The sequence below is a fragment of the Methylobacterium goesingense genome (genome assembly GCF_022179225.1).
In the GTDB taxonomy this organism is placed as follows: Bacteria; Pseudomonadota; Alphaproteobacteria; order Rhizobiales; family Beijerinckiaceae; genus Methylobacterium; species Methylobacterium goesingense.
Genome location: NZ_BPQL01000020.1, coordinates 46,808 through 58,880, shown reverse-complemented (window position 1 = coordinate 58,880; position 12,073 = coordinate 46,808). Strand labels below are relative to the sequence as shown.

Genomic DNA, 12,073 nt, shown 5'->3' with positions numbered 1-12,073 from the left:
TGGCCGCCGCCGATGAACATCCCTATACGGACACCAACAAACACCGTCAACCCAAAAGACAAACCTTTTGTGACGGGCCGCGAATGTCCGCGTGTTACGCCGGCAGGGCGAGTTGCGCGCTCAAGCCACCGAGATCCGAGCGGCCGAGATCGAGTGCGCCGCCGTAGAGCTCGGCGAGCTCCCGGGTGATCGAGAGGCCGAAGCCGTGGCCCGGCACGCTCTCGTCGAGGCGTCCCCCCCGCCGCAGCGCCAGGGCGGCGGCCGCCGCGTCGAGGCCCGGGCCGTCGTCCTCCACCGTCACCACGACCCCGTCATCGGTCGCGCGAGCGATGACGCGGATATGGGCGCGGCTCCACTGACAGGCATTGTCGATCAGGTTCCCCAGCATCTCGTCGATGTCCTGCGCGTCGCAGGCCGCCGCGAGGCCCGGCGACACGTCCTGCGCGATGGCGAGGTCCTTGGCCGCATAGAGCCGCGCGAGGGTCGCGGCCAGATCGGCCACCGCGCCGGCGAGGTCGGTCCGCGCGCGGCCCGGTCCCCCGAGGGCGGCGGCGCGGGCTCGACGCAGGTGATGGCGCACGCGCCGGTCCATGCCGGAGACGAGGTTCGCGAGGGCGCCGTCAGGGTCTCGGCCCGGGTCGGCCAGGGCGAGGCTCAGGGTGGCGAGCGGGGTCTTCAGGCCATGGGCGAGATTGGCCACATGGGTGCGGGCCCGTTCGAGATTGGCGGCGTTCTGGTCGAGGAGCGCGTTCACCTCCGCCGCGAGGGGGAGGATCTCGGAGGGCTGCGGACCCGGGATGCGGGGCTCACGGCCCGCCCGCACCGCCGCGAGGTCCCTGCGCAGGCGCTCCAGGGGCCTCAGGCCGAGGCGCACCTGTGCCACGAGCCCGGCCATGAGGCAGAGGCCGAGAGTGCCGAGGATCGCCGCCAGGGCGAGACCGGCCTCGCGCAGAGGCCCAGCCAGGGCCCGGGCGGGGGCCGAGGCGACCAGGATCGCGGGCGGGCTGTCCCCCGTCGGTGGCAGGTCGAGGATACGCAGGATCAGCGCGTCGCCCCAGGGGCCGGTGCCGTCGGCCGGCCGGGGCCGATCCGGGTCGCGGGGTCGAGGCGCATCGTCGGGCAGCGCGAGATCGCGGCCTTCCAGGGAGCCGGAGCGTAGAACGCTGCGGCCCTGCCGCACCTGCCAGTGCCATCCGCCGCGGTCCCGGTCGAAGGGCGGCCCGTCGAGATTGCGGTCGAGGCGCAGACGGTCGCCCGGTCCACGCTCCAGGCTCGCCGCGATGGCGACGAGCTGGCTGTCGAGGCGGCTGTCGAGCTGGCCGCGGACGAAGCGGTGCAGGATCAGCCCGATCGCCAGCCCCGCCACCACCAGGGCCGCCGTGACGAGGGCGAGGGCGGCGAGGAGCAAACGGCGCCGGAGGGAGCCGAGATGGAACAGCCCGGTCGGGCCGCGCGGTGGCCCGGGCGACGGGTGAACCGGTCCGTGCGGCGGCGGCATCAGGCGGGCTCGCCGGGGTGCAGCTGGTAGCCATGCCCGCGCACGCCCTCGATGCGGGCCGGAGCGATCTTGCGGCGCAGGCGGGTGATGATGACTTCGACGGAGTTCGAATCCACGTCGGCGTCGCCATCATAGACCCGCTCGATCAGCTGGCCGCGCGGCATCACCCCGTCCTTGTGCAGGATCAGGCAGGAGAGGACGCGCCATTCGAGGCCGGTGAGCTTCAGGGGCAGGCCGTCGCGCTCGAAGGTGCCGAGGCCGGACTCGTAGGTGAGGGGCCCACAGGTGACGCGGGCAGCCCCGTGCGCCGTCGCCCGGCGTACCAGGGCGCGCAGGCGGATCACCAGTTCCTCCACCCGGAACGGCTTGACGAGGAAGTCGTCGGCGCCCGCCTTGAAACCCGCGACCTTGTCGCTCCAGCCGTCCCGCGCCGTGAGGATGAGGACCGGCATGGTCAGCCCCCCCGCCCGCCAGTCCCTGAGGACCGAGAGGCCGTCGCGCTTGGGCAGGCCGAGGTCGAGCACCACCGCGTCGTAGGTCTCGGTCTCGCCGAGATGCTGCGCGTCCTCGCCGTTCGCGGCGTGGTCGAGGGCGAAGTTCTCGGCCCGCAGGGCCTTGGCGATCTCGGCGGCGAGGGCTGCGTCGTCCTCCACCAGCAGGAGTTTCATGGGGCGTGTCCGTGGGTGGAGGGCGAAGGGCGAGCGGCCTACGCCGCGTCGTTTAACGGGGGCTGAACCGTCCGGTTCAGTCCGGGTTCGCGGCCCCGGCCTAGAACGGCGTCAACCCGAGAGGGCGCCTTGAACCCGAGAAGGACAGACTTCATGACCGAGACCCACGAGACCTCCAACCCCGCCGCCACCCCGACCCCGAAGCGCTCGCGCCGGGCTCTCGTCGTCGGCGCCATCGCGGCTCCCCTCGCCTTCGGCGCGATCGGCCTGTCGCTGGCCCAGAACGGCACCTCCGTGATGACGCCGGTGGCGCCCACCGCGATCTCGGCCTTGAAACCGTCGGGCTCCATCGCCGCCAAGGGCGACGTCGCCGAGATCTACGGCAACAAGTTCGTGATGCAGGACGGCACCGGCAAGGCGCTGGTCGAGACTGGCCGCCAGGGGGAGGGGGGTACGCTCGTCAAGGGCGGCGAGGCCGTCACCGTGCAGGGCCGGTTCGAGAACGGCTTCCTGCACGCCCTGCTGATCACCCGCGCGGACGGCAGCCAGGTCCGCGTCGGCCCCGCCGGCGGCCCGCCCGCCGGCACCCTCGACTGGGCCCGGGACCGGGTCGGCCTCGGGCCGACCCCCGACGTGCCGGCCCTGACCGCCGGGGTCGCGGCCGCGGGATATTCCGACATCCGCGTCGTCGGGCGGGGGCCGCGCCACCTCGAAGTGGCGGCGCGCGGCAGCGATGGCCGCGAACGCCAGCTCCATGTCGGCTTCGACGGACAGGTCCGCGAGAAGCGGGTCTTCTAAGCGAAAGCCCTTCCTACCCCCTCGAACCCAAAGGACATCGACCATGACGAAGACCATCGCTCTCCTCGGCGCCGCCGCGATCCTCTTTGCCAGCGCGGCCGTCGCTCAGCCGGCCCCGCCCCCGGGGGCCCCGCGTCCCGGGCCGGAGGCCGGAGGCCCCCCCGGCGGTCCCCGCCGCGGCCCCGATGCGCCACCCCCGCCGCCGGCGAAGGCCGCCCATTTCCGCCTGGAGCGAGGCGAGACCGCCCTCGACGTGAAATGCGCCGACGACGAGCCCATGAAGGTCTGCGCCGACCTCGCCCTGCAGATGCTCGACCGCCTCGCCGCGTTGCCGGGCCAGCCGAAACCCGACGCGCCCCGGCCCGACGCCCGCTGACCCGATCCAGGGTCCGCGTCCGTCGTCGAACCGGCGACCCCTTCGGTGATGGATGCGGACGCAGCCGAAGTCGTGGACGCGGCGGCTCATGGGCCGCCGCGTCTTCGGCCGGCGACAGACAACGCTCGGCGCGGATGGGCCGGCCGCCCATCGTGGAGCGGTATTGTCGCAGGACCAGCGCAGACGACGCGATACTGCATTGCAATATAAATCCTTCTGCGCGGCCGCAACGCATGGTAGAGAGGGAGCCGTTTTTGTCTGCACGGAGCCATTCGCATGTCTAACGTCTCCCGCCTCGCCGCCATCCTGGGCGCCGCGGCTCTCGCGCTTCCCCTGACCCTGCCGGCCTCGGCCAAGGGACCGGGCGCGTCCAAGGTCATCTCGATGGTCGATACCGACAACGACGGCACCATCGACCTCAAGGAAGCCCAGGCCGTGGCCGGTGCGCTGTTCGACAAGCTCGAATCCGACAAGGACGGCACGGTCGACGCCAAGGAGCTCAAGGGCCGCGTCAGCAAGAAGGCCCTGAAGGCTGCCGATCCGGATTCGGACGGCACCCTCGACAAGACCGAGTTCCTCGCCCTGGTGGAGGCCCGCTTCAAGGCTGCCGACCCGGACAATGACGGTACCCTCGACGCCAAGGAACTGAAGACCCCGGCCGGCAAGGCACTGGTCTCCCTCCTCAAGTAAGTCCGGCCGGTGCCGTCGCACCGGATCCAGGCCCGCTTCCGAGCCGGCCCGGCGCCCCCAGCGCCGGGCCGTGCGCGTTTCAGGGCTGCGGGAAGCTCACGGCCGGACGCGCGGCAAGGATTGACCGGAGGCGGTTGTTCAGAACATTCCAGGCTGGCACGCCATTCGCAAACCCCGTTCGCGGATGGCCGCAGCGCCGAAACGAAGGCCGGTTCATGGAATTTTTCGCCCAGCAGTTCATCAACGGCCTGACACTCGGGTCGATCTACGGGCTGATCGCCCTGGGCTACACCATGGTCTTCGGCATCATCGGGATGGTGAACTTCGCCCACGGCGACGTCTTCATGCTCTCGTCTTTCATCGCGCTGATCTTCTTCCTCATCCTGACGACGTGGCTCGGGCTCACCTCGGTCGCCCTGGTGTTCCTCATCGTGCTCATCGTGGCGATGATCCTGACCGCGCTCTGGGGCTGGGCGATCGAGCGGGTGGCCTACCGGCCCCTGCGGGGCTCCTTTCGGCTCGCGCCGCTGATCTCGGCCATCGGCGTGTCGATCTTCCTGTCGAACTTCGTCCAGGTGGTACAGGGTGCCCGCAATAAGCCGGTGCCACCCCTGGTCCGCGACGTCATCGTGCTCTACCAGAACGAGCAATATACGGTGACCCTGTCCTACAAACAGGCGATCATCATGACGACGACGGCGCTGCTGCTCGCCGGCTTCTGGTACCTCGTGCAGCGCACCTCCTTCGGGCGGGCCCAGCGCGCCTGCGAGCAGGACCGGCGCATGGCGGCCCTACTCGGGATCAACGTCGACCGCACGATCTCGCTGACCTTCGTGCTCGGGGCGGCGCTCGCGGCGGTCGCCGGCACCCTCTACCTCCTCTATTACGGCGTGGTCTCGTTCTCGGACGGTTTCGTGCCCGGCGTGAAGGCCTTCACGGCGGCCGTGCTCGGGGGCATCGGCTCGCTGCCCGGCGCGGTGCTGGGCGGCCTCATCATCGGTCTCATCGAGACCTTCTGGTCGGCCTATTTTTCGATCGAGTACAAGGACGTGGCCGCGTTCCTCATCCTCATCGTGGTGCTGATCTTCAAACCATCCGGCATCCTCGGACGCCCCGAAGTCGAGAAGGTCTGAGCCATGGCGCAAGGATCGACGACGCAAGGATCGACGACTCACGGTTCGACCATCGGCGCGGTGGCCCCCACCGTCGCCCGACGCTCCGGCGCGGCATTCTCCGAGATGCTGAAGGATTCGGCACTCTTCGCCCTCGTGACGCTCGGCCTGAGCATCCCGGTGGTGGCCTACCGGACGGATCTCGGGCAGGGCACCGGCCTCGAACTCACCGGCCGCTGGGGCGTCGTCGCCGGCCTGTGCCTCGCGGTCTTCGTGCTGCGCCTCGGGCAGCGGCTGCTCCTCGGCGAGGTCGCGCGGCGGCGGGAAGTGCACCGCCTCGCCACCGTCGACGCGGCTCCGGTCGTCGCCCGGGCCGGCCGGGTGCTCGGCCCGCTGACCCTGTTCGTGGCGCTGACCCTGCCGCTGCTGGCCGCCCTCGCATCGGGAGGCCTGTCGGAGGGGCGCTACTGGATCGACCTCGGCATTCTCATCCTCACCTACGTCATGCTGGGCTGGGGCCTGAACATCGTCGTCGGCCTCGCCGGCCTCCTCGACCTCGGCTACGTCGCCTTCTACGCCGTAGGGGCCTATTCCTACGCACTGCTCTCCACCGTGTTCGGGCTCTCGTTCTGGATCTGCCTGCCGCTGGCGGGCCTGTTTGCCGCCGCCTTCGGCGTACTCCTGGGCTTCCCGGTGCTGCGCCTGCGCGGCGACTATCTCGCCATCGTGACCCTCGCCTTCGGCGAGATCATCCGTCTCGTCCTCATCAACTGGGTCGACTTCTCGGGCGGTGCGGCCGGGCTCTCCTCGATCCCGCGCGCCAGCTTCTTCGGCATTCCCTTCACGGCCGGGGAGGGCGGGTTCGCCCAGACGTTCGGGCTTACCTTCAGCCCGATGCACCGCATCGTCTTCCTTTATTACCTGATCCTGGCGCTGGCCCTGATCACCAACCTGGTGACGCTGCGCATGCGCCGCCTGCCGCTGGGGCGCGCCTGGGAGGCCCTGCGCGAGGACGAGATCGCCTGCCGGTCACTGGGCATCGACACCACCATGACCAAGCTCACCGCTTTCGCGCTCGGCGCCATGTTCGCGGGCTTCGCCGGCTCGTTCTTCGCCGTGCGGCAGGGCTTCGTTTCGCCTGAGAGCTTCAACTTCCTGGAGAGCGCGATCATCCTCGCCATCGTGGTGCTCGGCGGCATGGGCAGCCAGATCGGGGTGGCCATCGCCGCCATCGTGATGGTCGGGGCGCCCGAATTGCTGCGCAACCTCACCTTCCTGAAGGCGGTGTTCGGCGAGGGCTTCGACCCGAACGAGTACCGCCTGCTGCTGTTCGGCCTCGCCATGGTCTGCATGATGGTCTGGCGACCGCGCGGGCTCATCTCGGAGCGCACGCCTTCGGTCCGCCTTGGAGGGCGCCCCGCATGACCCTCGCCACCGGCATCACCCGCCTCGCCACCGTGCAGGACGAGCCCCCGGCGGCGATCCCCGGCGGCCCGGCCGACCCGATCCTGGTGGTCGACCACCTGACCATGCGCTTCGGCGGCCTGACCGCCGTGGGCGACCTCTCGTTCAAGGTCGGGCGCGGCGACATCACGGCGCTGATCGGCCCCAACGGCGCCGGCAAGACCACGGTCTTCAACTGCATCACCGGCTTCTACAAACCGACCGAAGGCATGATCCGGTTGGCGCAGGAGGGCGGCGAGACCTACCTGCTGGAGCGCCTACCCGGCCACGACGTCAACCGCCTCGCCCGGGTCGCCCGCACCTTCCAGAACATCCGCCTGTTCCCGCAGATGACCGTGCTGGAGAACCTGCTGGTGGCCATGCACAAGCCGCTGATGCGGGCCTCGGGCTTCTCCCTGGCGGGCATCCTGGGCCTGCCGGGCTATCGCCGGGCGCAAGCCGAGGCGATCGAGAAGGCCGCCGCCTGGATCGCCCGCATCGGCCTCACCCACCGGGCCGACGAGCCGGCGGGCGACCTGCCCTACGGCGACCAGCGCCGCCTGGAAATCGCGCGGGCCATGTGCACGGACCCCGTCCTGCTCTGCCTCGACGAGCCGGCTGCCGGCCTCAACCCGCGCGAATCGGCCGACCTCAACACCCTCCTGCGCATGATCCGCGACGAGTACGGGACCTCGGTGCTGCTGATCGAGCACGACATGTCGGTGGTGATGCAGATCTCCGACCGGATCGTGGTGCTCGATTACGGCATCAAGATCGCCGACGGGACGCCGGACGAGATCCGCAACGACACCCGGGTGATCGCGGCCTATCTCGGCGTCGACGACGAGGAAGTGGCAGCGGTGGAAGCGGAAGTCGGTCTCGCGGGAGCCCCAGCATGAGCGTCGCGGGCATCAACGTGCTGGTGGACGAGACCCGCGCCCGGATGGCGCAGGCGGAGCCCCAGGCCGGCAAGGCGCCGCTCCTCAGCGTGCGCGGGGTCTCGGCCTATTACGGCAGCATCCGGGCTCTGAAGGGGGTCGACGTCGACGTGCACGAGGGCGAGATCGTCGCCCTCATCGGCGCCAACGGGGCCGGCAAGTCGACCCTGATGATGACGATCTTCGGCCAGCCCCAGGCGCGCGAGGGCACCATCACCTTCGCGGGGCAGGATATCACCAAGCTGCCGACCCACGAGATCGCACGGCTCAACCTGGCGCAATCGCCGGAGGGACGGCGCATCTTCTCCCGCATGACCGTGCGGGAGAATCTGCAGATGGGGGCGGCGGTGAATGGCGGACGCCACTTCGCCGAGGACCTCGAGCGGATGTGCACCCTGTTCCCGCGCCTGGCCGAGCGCATCGACCAGCGCGGCGGCACCATGTCGGGCGGCGAGCAGCAGATGCTCGCCATCGCCCGCGCGCTCATGAGCCGGCCGCGCCTGCTCATGCTCGACGAGCCCTCGCTCGGACTGGCGCCGCTGGTGGTCAAGCAGATCTTCTCGGCCGTGCGCGACCTCAACGCCCGCGAGGGGCTGACCGTATTCATCGTCGAGCAGAACGCCTATCATGCCCTCAAGCTCGCGCATCGCGGCTACGTCATGGTCAACGGCGCCGTCACCATGAGCGGCACCGGACAGGCGCTCCTCGACGACCCACAGGTCAAGGCCGCCTATCTCGAAGGGGGATCGCACTGAGCATGGGCGACAGTTTCAGCCTCGATCTGCGCACCCTCGGCATCTTCCTGCTCATCACCGTGGCGATGGGGGGCGGTGCGGCCTGGATGACCGGCAGCGGGCTCGCCCGCGGCTGGCGCCCGTTCTGGCACTGCGCCCTGGCGCTCCTCCTCATCGCGGCAGTGACGCGCTTCCTGCACTACGCCCTGTTCGAGGACCCGCTGCTGTCGCTGCCGGCCTATCTGGTCGACGCGGCGGTCGTCCTCGCCATCGGGGCCGTGGCCTACCGCCACACCCGCACCGGACAGATGACCCGGCAATATGCCTGGCTCTACGAGCGCACCGGCCCGCTGAGCTGGCGGGATCGGACGAGCGCGCCGACGCCCTGAGGGCCCGGCGCGAGACCACACCGCGTTTGGCGACCCGTCCGGCGAAGCGAATGCCTGGCCCGGCGCCGTAAGAGGGGAAACGAGCATGAAGTCATTGTTTTCAGCCGGTGTCGCCCTCAGCCTGATGCTGGCGGCCACCGCCGCCCAGGCCGAGATCAAGATCGGCGTGGTCGTTCCCGTCACCGGCCCGAACGCCGCCTTCGGCGCACAGATCAAGACCGGGGCGCAGCAGGCCATCGCGGACATCAACAAGGCCGGCGGCGTCAACGGCGAGAAGCTGGTGATGACGGTCGGCGACGACGCCTCCGATCCCAAGCAGGGCGTCTCGGTGGCCAACAAGTTCGCGTCGGAAGGCGTGAAGGCCGTGGTCGGCGCCTTCAATTCCGGCGTTTCGATCCCGGTCTCGGACGTGCTGCAGGAAGCCGGCATCGTCGAGGTCAGCCCGGCCTCCACGGCGATCAAGTACACCGAGCGCGGCAACTGGAACACCTTCCGCACCTGCGGCCGCGACGACCAGCAGGGCGCCGTGGCGGGCGCCTACCTCGCCGACAAGTTCAAGGGCAAGAAGATCGCCTTCGTCCATGACAAGACCCCCTACGGCAAGGGCCTGGCCGACGAGACCCTGAAGGCCCTCAAGGCCAAGGGCGGCTCGAACGTGCTCTACGAAGGCATCAACCCGGGCGAGAAGGACTTTTCGGCCCTGGTCTCGAAGCTCAAGCAGGCCAATGTCGACGTGATCTACTTCGGCGGCCTCTACACCGAGGCGGGCCTGCTGATCCGCCAGATGCGCGACCAGAGCCTCAAGGCGCCGCTGATGGGCGGCGACGGCATCGCCGACCGCGAGTTCGCCCAGGTGGCGGGCCCGGGCTCGGACGGCACCCTGATGACCTTCTCGCCGGATGCCCGCAAGAACCCGAAGTCGAAGGCCACCGTCGACGCCTTCAAGGCGATGAACTTCGATCCCGAGGGCTACACGCTCTATTCCTACGCCGCCATGCAGATCCTCGCCGACGCGATGAAGGCGACGAAATCCACCGACGGTCAGAAGGTCGCCGCCTACATGCGCGAGGGCAAGCCCTTCAACACGGTGATCGGCGATATCTCCTACGACAAGAAGGGCGACATCACCCGGCCGGACTACGTCATGTACATGTGGAAGAAGGGCGCCGACGGCTCGATCAACTACGCCGGCAACGAGCAGCCGTAAGCCACGCCGGCTTCGTCGCCGATCGGGGCCGGGGGAGCGATCCCCCGGCCCTTTTTCATGCGCGCCGGAGGGGCTCGATCCCCGGAGGCGACGAACCTGCACACCCGGTCGCCCCCAACCATCGCCCGCGCAAGAACGCCCAAGGCGCGTGCCGTCGCGGGCACCGTCCATGACGGTGAAAAGACCATGCGGTGACCGTCCGGCGACATGGCGCCCGGTCACCGCATGTCAGCCCTGCCCGGGCCGAGGGAGCGCGCGGGTTAACGGATGGCGTTCGTTCAGGTAGGCCAAGCTGTGCCGTAGTGACGGTATCGCACCTGAGGAGCCTGGATGACCAAAGACGTGCAGCACGATCGCTCTGCCTCGCCGCTCGCAGCCGTCTCTGACGAGATCCAACCTTCCCTCCAGACCCAAAGCCCGGACAGACCGGGCGACGACGCTCCGGCCCCCGCGCCGGATGCGCAAGCCATCGCGACGTTCGAAAGCGACAGCTTCGAGGGCTTCGGCTCCTTCGGCTGATCCACGAGCGCGCGGCGCCCCGCACGCGGCGCAAGGCCGGACGCGATGGCGCCGCGTGCTCGACCTCATGACGAAGTCTTCGCGCCGCGTGGCCCGGCTCGGCCACAGACGAGCCCCGCTCCCGCCATGATCCCCCGCTCTGTGTCGCGGGATCATCGATGCGGGAATACCGGATGTCCTTTCTCTCGAACCTGCCCATCGCCGACCTGATCGCGAGCTACGGCTACCTCGCGATCTTCGTGATCATCGCGCTCGAAAGCGCCGGCGTGCCGTTGCCCGGCGAGACGATCCTGATCTCTTCGGCGGTCTATGCCGGCAGCACCGGCCACTTGAACATCGGCCTCATCATCCTGGCTGCTGCGACGGCCGCGATCCTCGGCGACAATCTGGGCTATTGGGTCGGCCGCCGCTGGGGGATGCCGCTCCTGCTACGCTACGGCCACCTCATCGCCCTCGATCACGGCCGGCTCAAGCTCGGGCAATACCTGTTCCGCGAGCATGGCGGGAAGATCGTGTTTTTCGGCCGCTTCACCGCGATGCTGCGCGCCTACGCGGCGGTGCTCGCCGGCGTGAACAAGCTCGATGCGCGGCGCTTCCTGATCTTCAACGGTCTGGGCGGCATCGCCTGGGCGACGATCATGGGCCTCGGCTCGTACTATTGCGGCCGCTCCATCGAGCACATCGCCGGCCCGGTCGGCCTCGCCCTACTGGCGCTGGTGATCTTTGGCGGCCTCGCCCTGTGGCTGTTCGTGCGCAAGCACGAGACCCGGCTCCTCGCCGAGGCGGAGACCGCGATCCCCGGTCCCCTGGCCTGAACCGCAGGCCCCGGTCCGAAAAAGCCCCGCCGGTCCGGTGACCGGCGGGGCTTTTTCGATCCGAGGACCCGGTAGACCAAGCCGCATGCGGAGCACCGGACACGAGCATAATCGGCGCCGCAGAGCAGCGCCGATGATCTAGCCAGGAAAAATGGGTAACGCGGCGCCTGATCCCGCAGGATCGGCTCTGCCGCTATAGCCAGTCCACCAAGTGAACGGCCAAGTCTTGAAGAAGGTTTGGCTCCCCGAGCAGGACTCGAACCTGCGACAAAGCGATTAACAGTCGCTTGCTCTACCAACTGAGCTATCGGGGACCGCGATCGGGGGTCTACACAGCACTTCGCCGGGACGCAAGGGTGTCCGAGCCAGGGATTTGACGAATCCGTCATATTTTTTGGCCGCCCCCTGCGCGGGCGGTCCGACAACCGCCCGCTCGCGCCTTCGCCGCGGGGCCTCCTCGGAGATTCGCATCCTTTTTGCCCGGATCGTTCAAAGGGCCGTTGCCCTCGCGCCCGAGCCTCTGCTAGAGACCGCTCTCCCCGAGCCGGCCGCCCGGACGGGGGTCGCCGAGAAGGTCCGACCCGTCGGACCGTGCGACAGAGGCCTCGTGGCGGAGTGGTTACGCAGAGGACTGCAAATCCTTGCACCCCGGTTCGATTCCGGGCGAGGCCTCCAAGTTTTTCCCCCGCACAGCGTCGCGACCGTCGGCCCATCCACCCGATGGCCGGGGCTTCGCGCTGCGGGACGGAACCGACACACTGTTCCCGCTCGCCCCCTTGCGCGTCGCGAACGGCCCGTCGCGAACCTTGCGTTTTGCGGGTCGATCCACGACAAACCCCCAAGCTTCGGCGGGTCCGTCCGGCCCTTCCGAGGGGACAGACCGGCG

13 protein-coding genes and 2 tRNA genes are annotated in these 12,073 nt (G+C 69.4%); 12 read left to right on the top strand and 3 right to left on the bottom strand.

Annotation, left to right across the window (positions count from 1 at the left end; all coding sequences use genetic code 11):
* Nucleotides 1–94 precede the first annotated feature (94 nt).
* Nucleotides 95–1,498, bottom strand: coding sequence for a sensor histidine kinase (locus MFF30_RS04905; RefSeq protein ID WP_238277237.1), 1,404 nt, complete (start codon nt 1,496–1,498; stop codon nt 95–97).
* Nucleotides 1,498–2,166, bottom strand: coding sequence for a response regulator transcription factor (locus MFF30_RS04900; protein WP_238277236.1), 669 nt, complete (start codon nt 2,164–2,166; stop codon nt 1,498–1,500). Before MFF30_RS04900 ends, MFF30_RS04905 begins: the two co-directional genes overlap by 1 nt.
* A gap of 153 nt (nt 2,167–2,319) precedes the next feature.
* Here MFF30_RS04900 and MFF30_RS04895 point away from each other — a divergent pair, with 153 nt between their 5' ends.
* The 11 genes from MFF30_RS04895 (at nt 2,320) to MFF30_RS04845 (ending at nt 11,187) form a co-directional block, all read left to right on the top strand.
* Nucleotides 2,320–2,964 carry a DNA-binding protein gene (locus MFF30_RS04895; protein WP_238277234.1) on the top strand — a complete coding sequence of 215 codons (645 nt, stop codon included), beginning with the start codon at nt 2,320–2,322 and terminating at the stop codon, nt 2,962–2,964.
* Nucleotides 2,965–3,007: 43 nt separating this feature from the next.
* Complete coding sequence (locus tag MFF30_RS26140; protein WP_373320839.1) at nt 3,008–3,340, top strand: hypothetical protein; 333 nt, start codon at nt 3,008–3,010, stop codon at nt 3,338–3,340.
* Nucleotides 3,341–3,616: 276 nt separating this feature from the next.
* A complete protein-coding gene (lanM, locus tag MFF30_RS04885) occupies nt 3,617–4,030 on the top strand; it encodes a lanmodulin LanM (protein ID WP_238277212.1) in 414 nt (137 codons plus the stop codon).
* Between the two features lie 215 nt (nt 4,031–4,245).
* Nucleotides 4,246–5,163, top strand: coding sequence for a branched-chain amino acid ABC transporter permease (locus tag MFF30_RS04880; protein ID WP_238277210.1), 918 nt, complete (start codon nt 4,246–4,248; stop codon nt 5,161–5,163).
* Nucleotides 5,164–5,268: 105 nt separating this feature from the next.
* On the top strand, nt 5,269–6,567 hold the full coding sequence (livM, locus tag MFF30_RS04875; RefSeq protein ID WP_238277243.1) for a high-affinity branched-chain amino acid ABC transporter permease LivM: 1,299 nt from the start codon (nt 5,269–5,271) through the stop codon (nt 6,565–6,567).
* On the top strand, nt 6,564–7,484 hold the full coding sequence (locus MFF30_RS04870) for an ABC transporter ATP-binding protein (protein WP_283205861.1): 921 nt from the start codon (nt 6,564–6,566) through the stop codon (nt 7,482–7,484). Before livM ends, MFF30_RS04870 begins: the two co-directional genes overlap by 4 nt.
* The gene (locus tag MFF30_RS04865; RefSeq protein ID WP_238277208.1) at nt 7,481–8,278 is read left to right on the top strand and encodes an ABC transporter ATP-binding protein; all 798 of its coding nucleotides are present in this window, start codon (nt 7,481–7,483) and stop codon (nt 8,276–8,278) included. The genes MFF30_RS04870 and MFF30_RS04865 overlap by 4 nt, the downstream gene beginning before the upstream one ends.
* A 2-nt stretch (nt 8,279–8,280) precedes the next feature.
* Complete coding sequence (locus MFF30_RS04860; protein ID WP_238277206.1) at nt 8,281–8,646, top strand: DUF6867 family protein; 366 nt, start codon at nt 8,281–8,283, stop codon at nt 8,644–8,646.
* Nucleotides 8,647–8,731: 85 nt separating this feature from the next.
* Nucleotides 8,732–9,853 carry a branched-chain amino acid ABC transporter substrate-binding protein gene (locus MFF30_RS04855; protein WP_238277204.1) on the top strand — a complete coding sequence of 374 codons (1,122 nt, stop codon included), beginning with the start codon at nt 8,732–8,734 and terminating at the stop codon, nt 9,851–9,853.
* A 330-nt stretch (nt 9,854–10,183) separates the two neighbouring features.
* The gene (locus tag MFF30_RS04850; RefSeq protein WP_238277202.1) at nt 10,184–10,372 is read left to right on the top strand and encodes a hypothetical protein; all 189 of its coding nucleotides are present in this window, start codon (nt 10,184–10,186) and stop codon (nt 10,370–10,372) included.
* 173 nt (nt 10,373–10,545) lie between these two features.
* Nucleotides 10,546–11,187, top strand: a complete 642-nt coding sequence (locus MFF30_RS04845; RefSeq protein WP_238277200.1) for a DedA family protein — start codon at nt 10,546–10,548, stop codon at nt 11,185–11,187.
* 238 nt (nt 11,188–11,425) lie between these two features.
* Here MFF30_RS04845 and MFF30_RS04840 read toward each other — a convergent pair.
* A tRNA-Asn gene (locus MFF30_RS04840) sits at nt 11,426–11,501 on the bottom strand.
* A 287-nt stretch (nt 11,502–11,788) separates the two neighbouring features.
* On the opposite strand from MFF30_RS04840, the gene MFF30_RS04835 reads away from it, so the two are divergent.
* Nucleotides 11,789–11,862, top strand: a tRNA-Cys gene (locus tag MFF30_RS04835).
* Nucleotides 11,863–12,073: the final 211 nt, after the last annotated feature.